Raw genomic sequence first — 16,827 nt, 5'->3', positions numbered from 1 at the left:
GTGACTCCACGACCGCTGTCCGTGATTGACCGTTCACGGAATAGTGAACATGGCGCTACCAACGTCATGACACAGAACAACTAGCGCCGTCGCACGGACCCCGCCCAGAGATAGCCGTGCGGGTCGTGTCGGTGGTGGCACAGCGTTCTTCTGCAGACAGGACGCGAGGCTGCCGCCATATGCTGGGCGTATGAGCCCGGCCGTGCGTCCTGACGCCCATCCGGCCCCGGTCGAGACAGAGAGGCTGCTGCTGCCGCGCCTGGCTCACGCTCATACGGGCGATCTGGCGAAGATCTACGAGGACGTCGCCGTTGCCAGATTCATCGGCGGACCGCACCTCACCTCCGACGCCACCCGGGCTCAGATCAACACGTTCGAGGCGATCTGGCACAGGCGCGGGTACGGCCAGAGCGCGGTGATCGAGAAGTCGACGGGTCAGATGATCGGTCGGGTCGGCCTCCACGACTGGCCCGCGTGGGACGCCGTGGAGCTGGGCTACGTGATCCGAGCCGACCGTCAGGGCCAGGGTTTCGCTCGCGAAGCATCCCGAGCATGGATCGACTGGGCTGAGCACGAGCTCGATTCCGACGCCCTCATCGCAGTCATCCAGCCTGAGAACCTGGCGAGCATCCGACTGGCGACCCAGCTCGGCTTTCAGCACGGCCGACCCGACGTCACGCCGAAGGGCGTCCATGTCCAGATCTATCGTCGAGAGCTCGAGTCTCGGCGTCGGCACGGACCAGGATCACGTGATGACACATCGGGCTGACAGGTCCAACGGTCCCGGCCGCCCGGGTGGTGAAGAGGTAGCACCAGCGCCCCCAACCGATGCACCGATAGCGGCGGATCATCACAACCAGTGTGGTCGGGCGCCAACCGAGAAGCTCATGGTCGAGGTCCTCTGGACGGGCAGCGTTGAAGCCCCCATCATCAGAGGATCCCGGCCCCGTGCGGCGGCCGCACCCGGGCGGACACGGCGCGCCGCACGACCAGCAACTTTGCCGGAACCCTGGGACGAGGGTGAGCACCAGATCGATGTGGCCGTCGGGCCGTGGAATCGATGTCGATCAGGTGGCCCTTGATTTCAACCAGGCCATACGTCGGGATCGATCCCTGTGATCCAAGAACCTCGTGCGCTGAGCCCACGACCATCCCATCAATGTCGATGTTCGTGCGGAACTTGGGGTCCTCGGTGCTCAGCCCCATGAGCACCTGACGCTGGAAGGACACGCTCTTCTTGCCCCACGTGAAGAACTCCCAGTACAGGTTCGGGTGCCGCTCGATCATCACCTCACCGAGAAACAACGCCATGTCATGACACACCGAGTAGCACTCAGAGGACGGGAAGCCTGGATTCTCCGGATCAGCCTCGATGTTGGCGGCGAACCAGTCGTTGAGATCCTGGACAGCCGCGTCATCGCTCCCGAGCACAACACCGCCAGCAGCAACAAGTCGCCTCAGCATCTCGATGCGCGCATGCCGATTCTTCATGCGTTCCTTGAACAACCTCCGCGCCTCGAATCGAGGAAGACCACTCGGCGACCCAGGGCCGATGGGCTCGTGAGTCTCGTAGGTCTCATTGCCATTCCAGTCGATACTCATGGCACAAGACTCCAAGCAATACCCGCCTCGTTCGAGGCAACGGCCAGTGGTGGGGCGGTTGGGGCCAGTGCGTACTTGATCGCCGCCCCGCCTTTTCCGGTGCACAGCAGGAACCCGACGGTGGGCGCGTGGACGTCGCCGCGGCGCAGCTCACCGACGACCGCGGCGACGTAGGCCCTCGCTGCCTGATGTGCGCCGGCAAGGAGGACCCGACCTTCAGCTGGACGGCAACGTAGCGCAGCTGTTCGACGTGAAAGAGGAGCAGGTCGATGATGAACTCTTCACCGTCACCCAGCGGGAGGTGAAACTGGCGACCAACTAAGGCCATGCCCCGGCTGAAACCCATGAGGGCGTCCTGCAGGCGGTCCACCAGAGCTTGTTCGACATCACGCTCGAGCCGGGTGTTCACCATCGCCAGCTGCTCGAAGACGTACGGGTCTTTGACGAGCTGGCGTGCGAGGTCGGACTCGACCGGGTTGAGCTCGGAGTCGAAAGTCGAGGGAGCCGAGCCGATCGACCAGTAGAGCCGCATCACCTCCGTGCTGGCTGCCCGCACGGCCCGGAACTGCGTCTGGCGCACACGGTCCTCGAGCCTGGCGAGGAGATCGCTGTACCCGGCCAGGTCCCCTGCGCGTTCGTCAGAGTTCGTCAACAAGCCCTCATTCTGCTTGGCACATGGCCCGACCCATTGCGCTCTCAAACCCCGTTCTGTCCGGACAGTCATTCCGCGCGGCGCCGGCGGCATCATCTGCGGTCAGCCGTTCTTCACCCGCTGAGCTGGCGCAGCGGGGGCATTTACCGTGCAAACTGGCTTAGTCGCCGTGTCCGCATTGTTGAGTGGAGTTGTTGATGAATTCGCGTTTCAACCCGCCGCCGAACTGGCCTGCTCCTCCCGCCGGGTGGACTCCGCCGCCGGACTGGACTCCGGACCCGTCGTGGGGACCGGCCCCACAGGGTTGGCAGCTGTGGGTGGACGACGCTGCAGCTGGGATGGCGTCTGAGTTCCCGCACGAGTCCAGGCCGGCGGCTGCCTTCCCGCCCGGTGTACCGACCGCGGGCTTGCCGCTCCAGCCGGGTGTTCCGCGGCAACCCCGGCCGTGGTTCAAGAAGAAGCGCTTCATCCTCCCTGGAGCGTTCCTCCTGCTGATGATCTTCATCGGCGCCCTCAGCGGTGGTAACAACGACACCGACCGCACCCCCACCGCCGACGGCACCGCCACTCAAGCGACAGTCCAGGAGGATGCGAAGACTCCTGAGGAGATCGCCGCCGAGGCAGAGGAAGCAGCTGCCGAAGCCGAGGCAGAGGAAGCGGCCAAGGCTGAGGAGGAGCGCCTCGCGGAGGAGGCGCGGCTGGCTGAGGAGGCCGCCGCCGAAGAGGCTGCCGCTGCCGAGACAGCCCTGATTGGGACCCTGGCCCAGCAGAACGCCTACAGCCAGACCACGTCCTACCTGTCCACCCTGCCCTTCTCGCGTGCAGGCCTCATCGACCAGCTCACCAGCGAGTACGGCGGACAGTTCCCCGCCGACGACGCCGAGTTCGCGGTCGCCCGCCTGGAGGCCGAAGGGGGCGTGGACTGGAACGCCGAGGCCGTCGAGGCTGCCGAGTCTTATCAGGAGCTCTTGCCCATGTCGCGGCAGGGACTGATCGACCAGCTCTCGAGCCAGTACGGCGGGCAGTTCACCCTCGATCAGGCCACGCACGCCGTCGACACACTGGGCCTGTAGGCACCACCTACCGGTGGGACATCCGGGGGAAAAAGTACTCAGCCTCGCGCCTTGTCAAGCTTCAGTTCGCGGCGAAGACTAGTTGTTCTGTGTCATGACGCACGTAACGCCGTGTTCGCTGTTCCGTGAACGATCATCGAAAGCCGCTGCCCCCTGCATCGATGCACCCACCTTGCTACATCCTCGATCGTCAAGAGCCGGATTCGCGACTTACGATCCAGAACATCTTGGATACGGTTGCGCCCGTGCCTGACCCGCAGGGTGTGTCGTACCGGGCTCGATGGAGGGTCTGTTCTTGGTGTCAAGGCGTGAGGTTTGGAATTCTCGCACGGCCCATCCAGAAGTCCTCGACGCACTTGTCGCAGGCGTCGATCGCTCGGACCGGACCGCGCTCTGCTGACTGAACGAGCTCGGCCTGAATGTCGGCGGGAAGACGCGCCACCCGACTACTCTCAGGTGCATGAGCACTGGTGGTGACCTACAAGAGCCTGAACACGATCCTTGGCATTGGGGAACCTGGTTGATCGTTGGCGGGACGGTGATCGCAGGCATACTCGTCGTCTTTGCAGCAAGTGGGTCAGGTGACGACGAGCTTGACGCACCGATCGACTGGTCTTTTGAAGATCCGAGCGATACACACCCCAACCAGGGAGCACTACCGGTTCTGACCGACCCGAATCAATCCGCTTGCGAGCTCGTCGCTGGAGACCAGTCCGTTCCCACAGAGCCGCCAGCCGCGACATGGGAACGCGTAGACGAGGTGATGATCCCCACCGACAGTGCGATCGGGCCAGGGCTGACCGAGAACACCATGCACACCTGCTATGCCCATTCTCCGGTCGGAGCCTTGTTCGCTGCGGTGGGAATGGTGGCCGATCAGCACTCGTTCGGCGACAGGACGATGCTCGAGGGCCGAACGGTCCGCGAGCCACGCGTGATCGAGGCGATTTCTCGCACAGCAGCGCAGACCTCGGACTCGACCTCACCTGGCGCCCCGCAGATCACGGGATACCGATTCGTCGACGTCGCCGCGGATCGCGTCACTCTGGACCTCGCACTCCTCACGTCGACCGATCCGTCCGCGTCACGCACGTCATCAGCGACAACGGTGGTCCTTCAATGGTCCGACCATGACTGGCTGGCCGTCATGCAACCGTCAGAGACCATCTGGTCAGAGATGCGACCGCTCACCGAACCCAGCAATTTCGTCGCCTTGACGGCGGACCAGCGCTGACCTAACCCGCTGCCGGCGGGAACCAGCCCCAGCCTCACGCCTCCACGCACGTGTCACCAACCTCATGACCCACACCATCTAGCCGCGCAGCATCACTTGCCGCACAGCACATTGCCCAGGCCCGGGCTCTCCGCGACCGGAGCGGGAGCCCGAGCCTCACGAGAGCAGCTGTACGGCGCGAGGTTCAAGGAGCTCGACGACGCCGCGACGAGCGCGGGATGGGTCGTCCGCACCGAGCGCGGCACGGGCCATCGCCTGGCACTGCTCGAGCGTGTGCTGACGCAGCGCGAAGCGCACAGCAGGCACCGCCCCCGATGACATCGACAGGCTCGTGACGCCGAGTCCCACGAGCACGAGCGCCATGAGCGGGTCTGCTGCCGACTCCCCGCACACTCCGACCGGCTTGCCGAGCTCGCGCCCGGCGCGTGCGGTCTGAGCGACGAGCTCGAGCACGGCTGGCTGCCACGGGTCCAGCAGATCAGCGAGCTCACCACGGAGCCGGTCGGTAGCCATCGTGTACTGCGCGAGGTCGTTGGTGCCGATCGAGACGAAGTCCACCTCGTGGAGCAGGTCACGGGCACGCAGGGCGGCCGCTGGGACCTCGATCATGATGCCGACCGTACCGATCCCAGCCGCACGTGCGTCCGCCGCAAAGGCACGAGCCTCCGCGACCGTCGCGATCATCGGTGCCATCACCCATGGCTGGGTCCCACCCTCGCCGGCTGCGTCAGCGAGCGCGGTCAGCTGGTCGCTGAGCAGATGGGGATGCACTCGTCTGACCCGGTACCCACGGACACCGAGGGCCGGGTTCTCCTCGTCGGGCAGCGTCGCGAAGGCGAGGGGCTTGTCTGCCCCCGCGTCGAGCGTACGGACCACGACCTTGCGGTCGCCGAAGGCGGCGAGCGCTGCTGCGTACTCGCGCCGTTGCTCCTCGACCGTAGGGGCCTGCTGGGCGTTGAGGAACAGCACCTCGGTCCGGAACAAGCCGCTGCCGGCCACCGTCCGGGCGTCGGTGCGGGCCGCTGCCAGGTCGGCGTCGGCTACCGTGCCGATGTTGGCGAGGAGGTCGACGCCGTGACCATCAGCGGTCGTGGCTGGGGCGTTGTCGTGCGCGAGGATCTCCTCGGCTGCGGCACGGTCCGCGACCGCGGCGACGGCGGCAGGGTCCGGGTCGACGACGATCGTCCCGGACTGCGCGTCGACGAGGACCGTCGCACCGTCGGGAAGGTCGCCAGCACCGGCGACCTGGACGACGCAGGGCCATCCGAGCTGGCCAGCGATGATGGCGGTGTGACTGGTCGGTCCGCCGAGCTCTGTGACGATCGCGAGGACCTTGTCGAGGTCGAGCGCGGCCGTGTCTGCCGGTGCGAGGTCCCGGGCGACGACGACAGCGGGGACGGTCAGCTCGGGTACGCCTGGTGCGGGCAGGCCGAGGACGGCGGCGATCACACGGTCACGGACGGAGTGCAGGTCGATGACCCGCTCGGCCAGCAGCCCGCCAGCGCTCTCGAACATGTCGACGAAGACGTCGACGACGGCGTGCACAGCGGCGACCGGAGCAGTACCTTCGGCGATCTTCTGCTGCACTCCTGCGATCAGCGCCGGGTCGCTGGCGATCTGCGCGGTCGCTGTCAGCACGTTGGCGACGCTCCCGCTGGCGCGCGCTGCCCGGTCTGCGAGGTCGGCATGGACGTGCGCGAAGGCGTCTGCGACGACACCCGGCAGCGCTCCGGCAGAGACGGGCGTGCCGTCCCGGAGCACGGGGGCATCTCCCGGTGCGGGAGCCGGGGAACGGACGAGGACGACCGGGCCGATGACGGCGCGGCGTCCGACGCCCACCCCCACGAGGGTCCGGGCGCCCGCACGGGTGGTCACTCGGCGTCCGAGTCGGACGCGACGAGCTCGGCCACGACGTCGAGGCCCGTCTCGTCGTCGCTGGTCAGCTCGACCTGCTCGCCGGCACCGAGCGCGAGGCTCATGAGCATGAGGATGCTCGAGGCGTCGACGCCCGGTTGGCCAGTGCGACCGATGAGCACGGTCGCTCCCGCTGCTGCTGCGGCCTTCGACACGTCAGAAGCGGGACGTGCGTGCAGACCGGAGGGCGAGCCGATGGTGACAGTACGGGTGGGCATGGGGCTCCTCGAGAGATGGGTGCTGACGATGCGGGCGCCGGCCGGGTCGTCGGCTGGCGCCCGCAGGGTGGGACGGGTGCGCTCAGCGCTTGCCGACCATGGCGGTCTCGATGGCCTGGACCACCCTGTCGACCGTCATACCGAGCTCGTGCTGTGCGTCGCCGGCAGGTGCAGAGAGACCGAACTGGTCGATGCCGACCAGGACGCCGCGGTCGCCGGCGATGTCACGCCACCCGTAGGTCGAGGCTGCCTCGACGACGACGCGAGCAGTGAGCGCCGCAGGCAGGACCGACTCGCGGTACCCAGCGTCCTGACGTTCGAACAGCTCGCGCGAGGGCATGCTCACGACCCGGACACGGGTCCCTGCGGCACGGACACGTTCAGCAGCCTCGACGGCGAGCTCGAGCTCGCTGCCGGTCGCGATGACGACCGCGTCCGCGTCCGCGTCGTCGCTCACGACGTACGCTCCGCGGCGGACCCCCTCGGTGACCTGCTCGAGCGGCAGGTCAAGGGTGCGGAGCGGCTGACGGCAGAGGACGAGTCCTGTCGGGCCGTCCTGCTCGAGCGCCACGAGCCACGCCGCGGCCGTCTCGTTCGCGTCGGCTGGGCGGATCGTGGTGAGTCCAGGCATGGCGCGCAGGCTGGTGAGGTGCTCGATCGGCTGGTGGGTCGGGCCGTCCTGGCCGAGAGCGATCGAGTCGTGAGACCACACGTAGATCGCGGGAAGACCCATGAGGGCCGCCAGCCGGATAGCCGGGCGCTGGTAGTCGGAGAACACGAGGAAGGTGCCGCCGAACGGCCGCGTGCCGCCCGCGAGGAGCATGCCGTTCATCGCCGCCGCCATGGCGTGCTCTCGTACTCCCCAGTGGATGTTGCGCCCGGTGCGCCCCTCGCCCTCGGGCAAGAAGCTGTGCGAGCCGGCGATCGCGGTCCGGTTCGGCTCCGCGAGGTCGGCGGAACCGCCCACCAGGTCGGGCAGTCGAGCGGCGAGCGCCTGGATGACCTGGCCGGACGCATCTCGTGTCGCGAGGACAGAGCCGACCTCGAAGACAGGGAGGGACGCGGCGAGGTCGTCCGGGAGCTCTCGTGCCTGCGCGGTCCGCCACTGGGTGTCGAGATCGGGGTGCGCGGCGGCCCAGGCGGACATGCGCTGGTCCCACTCGGTGTGCAGCCGGGCACCGCGAGCGACCGCTCGACGCGTGTGAGCGACGGCTTCGGGGTCTAGCTCGAAGGGGCCGGTGGTGACACCCAGCGCGGCGCGGACCTCGGAGACCTCGGAGGTGCCGAGCGGCGCCCCGTGCGAGGCGGCGGTGCCGCGGGCGTTCGGTGCGGGCCAGGCGATCTCGGACTTGAGGACCACGAGGTGGGGTCGGCCGTCGTCGGTACGACTGCTGAGCACGGTGTCGAGCGCCGGGACGTCGATGTCGCCCGAGACTGCGCGGGACACCCGCGACACACGCCAGCCCTGTGCAGCAAAACGTGCGCCGACGTCCTCGCTCCACGTGAGTGTGGTGGAGCCCTCGATCTGGATGTCGTTGTCGTCATAGACGACGGTGAGGTTGTCGAGCTGGTGGCGCCCGGCGAGCGCACCCGCCTCGTAAGAGATACCCTCCTGGAGGTCGCCGTCAGAGGCGAGCACCCACACGTGCCTGTCGAAGGGCGATCCTATGAGCCCCTCGGGGTCGTAGACGGCACGTTCGCGCTGGAAGGCCATCGCCATGCCGACCGCCATCGTGATGCCTTGGCCGAGCGGGCCGGTGGTTGCGTCGACCCCGGGCGTCATGCCGAGCTCGGGGTGGCCCGGGGTCCGGGAGTGCAGCGTGCGGAACGACGCGATGTCGTCGAGCGAGAGGTCGTAGCCGGTGAGGAAGAGCTGGGTGTAAAGCAGCATGCTCGCGTGGCCGCACGAGAGCACGAACCTGTCGCGGCCGGCCCAGGACGGGTCGTGGGGATCGTGGCGGATGTGCTTCTGGAACAGCAGGTCCGCGACCGGTGCGAGCGCCAGCGCTGCACCCGGGTGGCCGGACTTCGCAGCCTCGATCGCGTCGAGAGCGAGGACTCGAGCCGCAGTCACTGCGCGCTCGTCCAACGAGGTAGTGACAGGTGCTGTCATGACAGCCTCCTCTAATCGTTATATGGTCATGATGAATTAGAACCTATCGTCATGATGAGTTTTCGGCAAGGTGGACGCCAGCATCAGCAGGACGACATAATGAAACCCTGATGGAGACAGTGATAGCGGGGGGGACGGTGAAGTATGTCGCGGTGCGAGATCACCTGCAGCGACGGATCGGCTCGATGGAGCCGGGCGAGCAGCTGCCCACCGAACCCGTCCTGTGCCAGGAGTACGGCGTCAGCCGCATCACCGTCCGGCGCGCGGTCGACGACCTCATCCGTGAAGGCCTCATCGTGCGCGAGCAGGGGCGAGGGACCTTCGTAGCAGAGCGTCGCTACACGCAGCAGGTTCGCGAGACCTTTGCCGACCGGGTGACCGGATTCTTCCGCCAGCAGTCCGCGCTGGGACGCACGGTGACCACCGAGGTGCTCTCGAACCACGTCGTCCGGGACATCACCGCCGCAACGGCCCTCGGCCTCAACCCGGCCGACGAGCTCATCGAGCTCGAGCGCCTGCGGTTCGTCAACGGGCTGCTGCACCAGCACGTCTACACCTACCTCCCGGCCGGACGCTTCAAGGCGCTCCTCGACGCCGACCTGTCGCACGGGTCGCTGTTCGACCACCTCGACCGGGACTACGGCATCACTCTGGTCCGTAACGACCTGCTCGTGCGCCTCGACCGTCCTGACGGCCGGATCGCTCGGGCCCTCCATGTCGAGGACGGCACCGTGGTGCTCGCGATGGAGTCGTCGGTCTACGAGGCGTCTGGGGCAGCCGTGGCGTTCGGGATCGCCCGGCACACCGCAGACAACAGCGAGATCGCCATCAGCCTCGGTGCGGGCGAGCCCGACCGCACCTGATCCTTCGCCTGACCAGCATCGATGCACGATGGCTTGCGGTCTGACAATTCATCATGACAATATGATGTCCTCGAGGTGATCATCGGTCTCCGAGCACAGCAGCTTGGTGATCGTGCGAGGGTGAGGAACGGGACTCATGGACGGTTCAGACCGCAACGCAGCGGCGGCGACCGGCGTGCGACTCATCACCGAACACCACCGCACCACCAGACATCCCGCGCCCAGCACCACAATCCCGAAGGGCTGACCCCATGCTCACTCAGTACCTCAACGAGCGCACCATGCTGTTCCCAGAGCGCGTCGACGGCTGGCGCGACGCGATCGGACAGGTCAGCGCCCCGCTGCTCGACGACGGCGCGATCACCCGCGAGTACGTCGACGCCATGCTCACCTCGATCGCTGGCGGTGGCACATACATCGACCTCGGCTTCCAGATCGCCCTCGCCCACGCCCGACCCGAGATGGGCGTCGTCCAGACAGGCATGTCGGCCCTCTGGGCCCCCCAGCCGGTGCTGCTCAACGACGAGGAAGTGCACCCGATCACGCTGTTCGTCTGCCTCGCAGCGGCCGACAGCAGCGCACACCTCGCAGCGATGGCACGCCTCGGCGTCCTGCTGTCTGACGAGACCGCCCGCGAGGCACTCCTCGCGGCACCCGACGCGACCGCCGCCCTGGTGGTCCTGATGGCAGGAGAGCAGTCATGACCAAGTTCCTCGCAGTGTGCAGCACGGGGCTCGGGAGCAGCTTCATGGTTCACATGAACATCGAGAAGGTGCTCAAGGAGCTCGAGATCGACGGCATCGAGGTAGACCATACCGACCTCGGCTCGGTCGCCCCCAGCCAGGCAGACGCCGTGTTCGTCGGTCGCGACATCGCCGAGGCCGCGAGCCACCTGGACGACGTCGTCGTTCTCACGAGCATCATCGACCTCGGCGAGCTCCGCGAGAAGGTTCGGTCTGCCGCCGAGCGGCACGGTCACACCACCAGCTAGTCCCCCACCCCTCCCCGACCCCTCTCACCAGACAGGAAGTTCCCCATGGACGCGGTACTTGACGTCTTTCTCGACATCTTCACCCAGCCGGCGGTCATCGTCGCCCTCATCGCCCTCATCGGTCTCTCCGCTCAGTCGAAGAGCTTCAGCGACGTCCTCAAGGGGACCGTGCGGACCCTCGTCGGCTTCCTCGTGCTCGCTGCTGGTGCCGGCGTCGTCGTCGGCGCACTCAACCCCTTCGGCGAGATGTTCCAGACGGCGTTCGACGTCCAGGGAGTGGTGCCGAACAACGAGGCGATCGTCGCCCAGGCACTGCTCGAGTACGGGTCGACAGCAGCCCTGATCTTCTTCTTCGGCATGATCGTCAACATCGTGCTGGCGGCCACGACTCGATTCAAGTACATCTACCTCTCCGGGCACGTCGCGTTCTACATCGCCGCGATGTTCGCGGTGATCCTCTCGGTCGCTGGCTTCGACACCTGGGCCGTGATCCTCTGGGGCTCGATCGCCCAAGGTATCTACATGGTCGTCTCACCCGCCCTCGTGCAGCCCTTCATGCGCCAGGTGACAGGCACCGACGACGTCGCTCTCGGCCACACCGGTGGTGCGGGCATCGCCCTGAGCGGTTGGGTCGCACGCCTCACCCGCGGCAAGGGCACCTCGAAGTCCACCGAAGACATCACCTTCCCCAAGGGCCTCGGTTTCCTGCGAGACACCACCGTCATCGTCGCCCTGTCGATGGCGATCATCTACGTGATCGTCGGTGTGTTCGCCGGAGCCGGCTACATCGAGTCCGAGCTGTCGGCCGGACAGAACTTCATCGTCTACCTGCTCCTCCAGGCTGCGACGTTCTCCGCAGGAGTGTTCATCATCCTCGCCGGTGTCCGCGTGGTGCTCGCCGAGATCGTCCCAGCGTTCAAGGGAATCTCCGAGAAGCTCGTGAAGAACGCCAAGCCCGCCCTCGACGTGCCCATCGTGTTCACCTTCGCCCCGAACGCCGTGCTCATCGGGTTCATCGCCAGCTTCGTCGGCGGAATCGTCGGGATGCTCGGGATGGTTGCTCTGGGAACCGCGATCATCATCCCCGGTGTCGTCGCGCACTTCATGACGGGCGCCGCGTCCGGCGTCATCGGCAACGCCGTCGGCGGGCGCAGGGGCGCGGTCCTCGGCGCCTTCGCCAACGGTGTGGCGATCACCTTCCTTCCACTGTTCCTGCTCCCTGTCCTCGGGGACATGGGTCTGTCCAACGCGACGTTCTCCGACGCCGACTATGGCGTCTTCGGTCTCGCGCTCGGCGGCCTTTCGAGCGCAGGCGGGCAGGTCGCCATCATCGTCGGGATCCTGGCATCGCTGGTCGCCCTGTTCGTCATCACGGTCGTCATGCGTCTCCGGGACAACCGGCGGATCGCGGCGCAGCCAGTCGAAGAGCCTGCCGTATAGCTGTCTCTCCTGAGAGGTCCTCTGAACCACCGACGACTGTTGGAGACTCTGGCCAGCTGATTTCGGCCGGACTCTCGGGCCTGTGTCGGGAGACGTAGAGGCTGTTCTCGGGGCTCGACCCCTGATCGTGAAACCACCCCCATGTCCACGATCAGGGGTCAAGCCCCATGTTCGCTGTTCCGCGAACGCTGGTTACTAAGAGGCAGTGACGCCTGAATCTAGGAACTCTCTAAAAACTCTGGGCGTTAGCGTGGCTCTCCTGCTTCAACATTCCAGCAGGAGAGCCACACTACGGTTCAAGAGGTAGTTGCTACCCGCCAGGGGCCGGTCGAATGAATCGTGACGATACGCGCGTCCTGATCCAAGTCGACGGCCCGAGTCTGGGTGGAACCCGAAACGATCTCCCCGATGTCGTACAGCGGCAGGAAACCCAGAACGACAGCAGGTGCCGCGTACTCTGAATAGGCGGTGACGTTGAAGTCACCGTCACCAGGGAACGTCATGTCGACCATGCCGTGGGCGTGGTTAAGGAACACCGCGTCACCGTCACCGGTGGTCGCCTCTGTCAGCTCAGGGGCCTCCAGGAGCGAACTGACGCTCAGAGTCCACGAGCCGTCGAACTGTAGAGAGAGCGCTCGAGTGTCCTCGGCCCCGTCCAGACCGAACGCGGTGGTTCCGGTGTAAGGCGCGGTCGTTCTCACCATGGTCCCTGTAGGTGCCCCTGTGTCATCCATCGGCCACAGGCTTGCCGGTCCATCTCCATCGAAGGACGCCGTCACCGTCCCAGCCCAGGCGCCCGCGGGCAGCTCGATCACTTTGTTCCCTTCGCCCGACACCTCGAACGACTCGACGTCCGGATACATGCCGAGCCATGTGTCCGTCGCCCCAGAGGAGTCCGCCGCTTCGTTCGTCACTGTGGACTCTCCGTCGGTTGATGACGTCGATACGTCTGTCGCTCGCGGCCCTGTCTGGGACGTCTCGGCGCTTTCGTCACTCGAGCATCCCGCGGCCATGGTCAAGACCAACGCCCCCACTGTCAGAAGCCTCATATTCTTCATATCGCCCATACTGCACCATCCTGGCCTGCGGAGACAGCACCTTCGCCCTGTCGAGGCCGTCCGAGGAAATAGTCACGGTGGCGAGCGATAGCTTTATTGACACGTCGCCAGATGGTCGGCCAACGAAGGTGGAGCGGTCGCTGGGGTCAGGTGGCGTCGTGGCGAGGCCTTGTGCTGGGTGCTGGGTGCTGCGGCTTGATGTCGAGACGTGGAAGCAATGCTGGCTTTGATGAGGTCTTCGACTATCTCTCGTGGAGTGTAGAAGCCGAGGGCTGCTCGGAGTTTCTCGTTGAATACTTCAGCGATGGCGTCGCGGTAGGGCTGGTGGTCGGTGATGACGGTGCCTTTGGGTGGGCGCTCCCGGACGAGGTATGAGTCCGGGCCTTGACCCCTGATCGTGGAGACGCTGATTCCAGGCTCGACCTGGAGGAAGCGAGAAGATCTGATCATGGCAAGGAAGACGTACTCCGAGGGGTTCCGGCGCGACGCTGCTGAGCTGTACCGGTCGACGCCGACGGCGACTGTCGCAGGGATCGCCTTGGACCTGGGTATCATGGACACGACGTTGTCGAACCGGTTGAAGACCGCTGGCGTGCCAATCCGCAGGAATGCCCCCCAGGGCCTCGGCAAAGTCATTGGGTAGGTCTGTGAACTGCGGTGTTGTGTCGGCGCGCCGGTGCAGTTGGGGCCCTGGCCTCGTGGGGGAGCGCGCTCCGGCGACCTGACTAGTTGTTCTTCTCGCGTCGACGGTCGCGGAGCGCGCGGTACCAGCCGGCCGTGGAGATCGCCCCGCCCACGCTGCCGGTCGACAGGAAACCCGCGGTTGCGCCGAGAAGCGTCTCGCCGCACGGCGTACAGAGCGTTCGGGTCGCCGTCTCGGTGGGCGCGCCCGAGATCGTCCTGTTGCACTGGTCGCATCGCATGCTCTGCACGCTAGCGCCGTCGCACGGACCCCGCCCAGAGCTAGACGTTCTGTGTCATGACGTTGGTCACCGATAGTGCGACCGCGCAGGTTTACGATCAGCGCGTGATCCACCTTGAGGCCCTGACCCATCGCATCCCTTCAGACCAACAGGGCACCGATGAGGAGCCTGGCCCTCTTCTGAAAGCTTCAGGGGAGAGTTATCCCCTGGCTCGCGCCCAGATCTTCGAACAAGTTCCCACGGGGTACCGGCTGACGTGGATCCGCACCATCCCCACCCCATAGCTGGCCCGCACGGGGCCTGCGTGCCGGTGACGCACGACGCTGACCTCGAGCCCGGGTGTGGGCGGGGTGTGGGGCACGTCGGTCTGATGATTGATCAGTGTGCGCAAGCTGCGGGCTACCGGGCGCAGAGGATTCTCGACGCCCTTGAGGTTCCGCCTCGTTGGACCCCGCATGATGCGCGGTCGCCTGTCGGGGCGCTGGTACGGGTGGTGTGGTGACGCGAGGGGGATGTCCTCGACGGGCTCGCGATCGTCTGGGCACCACGCATCGCACTGGTGCCCAGACGCGACCCCCGGTCGAGATGTCTCATACCGGGTTCGATGGAGGGTCTGTTCGGCCCCATCCGTGAACAGTCGTTCACGAACGGTAGACGTGGTGTCACCAACGTCATGACACAGAACATCTAGGGGGCTGTACAGGTTTGGCGCGCTCGACCGAAGTGGTCCATGCCGCCCTGGTAGTGCGGATTCCAGGTCACCGCTGGCGGTGGTACCGAGGCAGCACCCGAGGGCTCTCCCTCACCTCAGCTCGCTGCGTGGGTGGTGAGGTTGGCGGCCAGTGCGTCTCGTACGACCGTGCTCGATGCCGGCGAAGTCGCCTTCTTCGGGCGGGCTCAAGATCACCAGCACCTCGAGCGTTCCATACCGTGACGCTCCGATGAACAGCGTCGGACTGACGCTGCACCCAGGCCGCGGGGCACCAAGATCGTGAACCACGGCATGCGCGTGAAAGATCGCACAGTCTCAGGCGCTCACGCGCTCCATCTCCAGCGCCCGGAACGTCGCGAGCGCAGCCCCGAGCACCCCGGCACGCTGCCCGAGCCGGGCGACGACGATCGGTGGGATCGCTGCCACCCGCGCGTTGGCGACGAGCCTGGCACGCAGCGGGTCGACGAGCAAGGGCCCGGCCCCGGAGAGGCCGCCCCCGATGATCACGCGTGACGGTGACAGGAGCGTGATCGCCGCGAGCAGCCCATGAGCGAGCGCGTCGATCGCGTCCGACCACACGGTGTCGGCGCGCGGGTCGGTGCCGAGCGCGCTGACCACGTCGAGCGACGTCGCGTCCGGATCGCCGGTGAGCTCGCCGTACGCCCGCCCGATCGCGCGCGCCGAGGAGTACATCTCCAGGCAGCCGCGCTGCCCGCACAGGCAGAGCAGCCCGTCACGATCGATGGACACGTGCCCGATCTCCCCGGCCTGGTGCAGCCCGCCGGTCACCGGCTTGCCGGCGACGACGATGGTGGCCGCGATCCCTGTCCCGATGAACACGGCGAGCAGGTCTTCGACGCCGGAGCCGGCGCCGAGCGTCTGCTCAGCGAGCCCGGCGACCGTGACGTCGTGGTGCACGAGGACAGGCAGGTCGAGCCGCTCGGACAGTCGTGCAGCGAGCGGCATGTTGACCCATCCGAGGTTTCCGGCGAGCCGAACCACGCCGCGCACGTGGTCGACGATCCCGGGCACGCCGAGCCCGACGACCTCGACCTGCTCCCGCTGCGCCGGCGTCAGCCGGTCGAGCAGCTGCCGGCACAAGACCTCGATGGCGGCGAACGTCGCCTCGCCGTCGTGCTCCGGGGTCGGCAGCGAGAGGCTCGCGACAGGTGCACCGAGCCGGGAGCCGAGCACCTCGCCGCGCAGGTTCGTCCCACCGACGTCGAGGGCAAGGACGAGCGGGCTGCTCACAGGCCCTGCCACTCTGGCTTGTTGTCGTACGCGTACCGGTAGTAGTCGGCGAGGCGCAGACGGGACGCGGCCGCGTCGTCGAGCAGGACGGTGACGTGCGGGTGGAGCTGGACCACCGACGCAGGGCAGAAGGAGCTCAACGGCCCCTCGACCATCGCGGCGACCGCCTCGGCCTTGGCCTCGCCCGCGGCGAGGAGCACAAGGTGACGCGCCTCGAGGACGGTCCCGAGCCCTTGGGTGAGGACGTGGTGCGGCACGTCGTCGACGGAGTCGAAGAAGCGCGCGTTGTCCTCGCGCGTCTGCTGCGTGAGCGTCTTGACACGGGTGCGCGACACGAGGGACGAGCCCGGCTCGTTGAAGGCTAGGTGGCCGTCGCTCCCGATCCCGAGGATCTGCAGGTCCACGCCGCCCGCCGCCTCGATCGCGGCGTCGTAGCGCGCCCCGGCGCCGGCGACGTCGTCGCTCGCGCCGTCCGGGCCGTGGACGTTCTCGTCGAGGATGTCGAGCTGTGCGGTGAGCTCACGCCGGACGACCTCGCGGTAGGACTCGGGGTGCCCGAGCGGCAGGCCCACGTACTCGTCGAGCGAGAACGTGCGGACATGGGCAAAGGTCAGCCCCGCCCGGTGCCGGCGCACGAGCTCGGCGTAGACCGGCAGGGGCGACGATCCCGTCGCCAGGCCGAGCACCGGCGCGTCGTGCGTGCGCACGAGATGCTCGATCGAGTCTGCGGCCACCGCGCCGAGCTCCGCTGCCGCGGACCTGATCACGACCTCCATGAAGCTG

Annotated in this window: 17 protein-coding genes; 7 read left to right on the top strand and 10 right to left on the bottom strand. The window is 66.8% G+C overall.

The features are described 5' to 3' along the window. The first annotated feature begins 190 nt into the window (after positions 1-190). The gene (locus ATL42_RS13460) at positions 191-769 is read left to right on the top strand and encodes a GNAT family N-acetyltransferase (protein WP_098455790.1); all 579 of its coding nucleotides are present in this window, start codon (positions 191-193) and stop codon (positions 767-769) included. 161 nt (positions 770-930) lie between these two features. Here the strand turns inward: ATL42_RS13460 and ATL42_RS13455 are convergent, their stop codons facing one another. After that, on the bottom strand, positions 931-1,602 hold the full coding sequence (locus ATL42_RS13455) for a hypothetical protein (protein WP_098455789.1): 672 nt from the start codon (positions 1,600-1,602) through the stop codon (positions 931-933). Then, complete coding sequence (locus ATL42_RS13450; protein WP_245862564.1) at positions 1,577-2,254, bottom strand: PDDEXK nuclease domain-containing protein; 678 nt, start codon at positions 2,252-2,254, stop codon at positions 1,577-1,579. Before ATL42_RS13450 ends, ATL42_RS13455 begins: the two co-directional genes overlap by 26 nt. A 338-nt stretch (positions 2,255-2,592) precedes the next feature. Between ATL42_RS13450 and ATL42_RS16580 the strand changes: the two genes are divergently transcribed. Together ATL42_RS16580 and ATL42_RS16265 are read left to right on the top strand one after the other, a co-directional pair. Further along, a complete protein-coding gene (locus tag ATL42_RS16580; RefSeq protein ID WP_098456576.1) occupies positions 2,593-3,327 on the top strand; it encodes an Ltp family lipoprotein in 735 nt (244 codons plus the stop codon). A gap of 460 nt (positions 3,328-3,787) precedes the next feature. Beyond that, complete coding sequence (locus ATL42_RS16265; protein WP_143556772.1) at positions 3,788-4,561, top strand: DUF8175 domain-containg protein; 774 nt, start codon at positions 3,788-3,790, stop codon at positions 4,559-4,561. A 156-nt stretch (positions 4,562-4,717) separates the two neighbouring features. Here the strand turns inward: ATL42_RS16265 and ptsP are convergent, their stop codons facing one another. The 3 genes from ptsP to tkt all read right to left on the bottom strand — a co-directional run bounded on the left by ptsP (position 4,718) and on the right by tkt (position 8,806). After that, positions 4,718-6,436: a phosphoenolpyruvate--protein phosphotransferase gene (ptsP, locus tag ATL42_RS13435; protein ID WP_098455787.1), complete on the bottom strand. Its 1,719-nt coding sequence runs from the start codon at positions 6,434-6,436 to the stop codon at positions 4,718-4,720. Then, a complete protein-coding gene (locus ATL42_RS13430) occupies positions 6,433-6,693 on the bottom strand; it encodes an HPr family phosphocarrier protein (protein ID WP_098455786.1) in 261 nt (86 codons plus the stop codon). The genes ptsP and ATL42_RS13430 overlap by 4 nt, the downstream gene beginning before the upstream one ends. A gap of 82 nt (positions 6,694-6,775) precedes the next feature. Then, positions 6,776-8,806 (bottom strand): transketolase, encoded by a 2,031-nt coding sequence (tkt, locus tag ATL42_RS13425; RefSeq protein ID WP_098455785.1) that lies wholly within the window; start codon positions 8,804-8,806, stop codon positions 6,776-6,778. Between the two features lie 110 nt (positions 8,807-8,916). Between tkt and ATL42_RS13420 the strand changes: the two genes are divergently transcribed. From ATL42_RS13420 to ATL42_RS13405, 4 genes are all read left to right on the top strand, one after another. Then, complete coding sequence (locus tag ATL42_RS13420) at positions 8,917-9,669, top strand: GntR family transcriptional regulator (protein WP_098455784.1); 753 nt, start codon at positions 8,917-8,919, stop codon at positions 9,667-9,669. Positions 9,670-9,920: 251 nt separating this feature from the next. After that, positions 9,921-10,373: a PTS sugar transporter subunit IIA gene (locus ATL42_RS13415; RefSeq protein WP_098455783.1), complete on the top strand. Its 453-nt coding sequence runs from the start codon at positions 9,921-9,923 to the stop codon at positions 10,371-10,373. Further along, entirely contained in the window at positions 10,370-10,660 is a 291-nt protein-coding gene (locus tag ATL42_RS13410) for a PTS sugar transporter subunit IIB (protein WP_098455782.1), read from the top strand. Before ATL42_RS13415 ends, ATL42_RS13410 begins: the two co-directional genes overlap by 4 nt. 45 nt (positions 10,661-10,705) lie before the next feature. Next, positions 10,706-12,100 carry a PTS ascorbate transporter subunit IIC gene (locus tag ATL42_RS13405; RefSeq protein ID WP_098455781.1) on the top strand — a complete coding sequence of 465 codons (1,395 nt, stop codon included), beginning with the start codon at positions 10,706-10,708 and terminating at the stop codon, positions 12,098-12,100. 296 nt (positions 12,101-12,396) lie between these two features. Here ATL42_RS13405 and ATL42_RS13400 read toward each other — a convergent pair whose 3' ends face one another. From ATL42_RS13400 to nagB, 5 genes are all read right to left on the bottom strand, one after another. Then, entirely contained in the window at positions 12,397-13,014 is a 618-nt protein-coding gene (locus ATL42_RS13400; RefSeq protein ID WP_143556771.1) for a hypothetical protein, read from the bottom strand. A 237-nt stretch (positions 13,015-13,251) separates the two neighbouring features. Beyond that, positions 13,252-13,794 carry a hypothetical protein gene (locus ATL42_RS16985; RefSeq protein WP_425443202.1) on the bottom strand — a complete coding sequence of 181 codons (543 nt, stop codon included), beginning with the start codon at positions 13,792-13,794 and terminating at the stop codon, positions 13,252-13,254. Positions 13,795-13,883: 89 nt separating this feature from the next. Beyond that, positions 13,884-14,081 (bottom strand): hypothetical protein, encoded by a 198-nt coding sequence (locus ATL42_RS13390; RefSeq protein WP_098456575.1) that lies wholly within the window; start codon positions 14,079-14,081, stop codon positions 13,884-13,886. Between the two features lie 1,027 nt (positions 14,082-15,108). Next, complete coding sequence (locus ATL42_RS13380; RefSeq protein WP_098456574.1) at positions 15,109-16,044, bottom strand: ROK family protein; 936 nt, start codon at positions 16,042-16,044, stop codon at positions 15,109-15,111. After that, complete coding sequence (gene nagB, locus ATL42_RS13375; protein ID WP_098455777.1) at positions 16,041-16,820, bottom strand: glucosamine-6-phosphate deaminase; 780 nt, start codon at positions 16,818-16,820, stop codon at positions 16,041-16,043. The genes ATL42_RS13380 and nagB overlap by 4 nt, the downstream gene beginning before the upstream one ends. Positions 16,821-16,827: the final 7 nt, after the last annotated feature.

It is taken from the genome of Sanguibacter antarcticus (assembly GCF_002564005.1).
GTDB lineage: Bacteria > Actinomycetota > Actinomycetes > Actinomycetales > Cellulomonadaceae > Sanguibacter > Sanguibacter antarcticus.
This window is presented reverse-complemented; position numbering and strand designations above follow the sequence as displayed.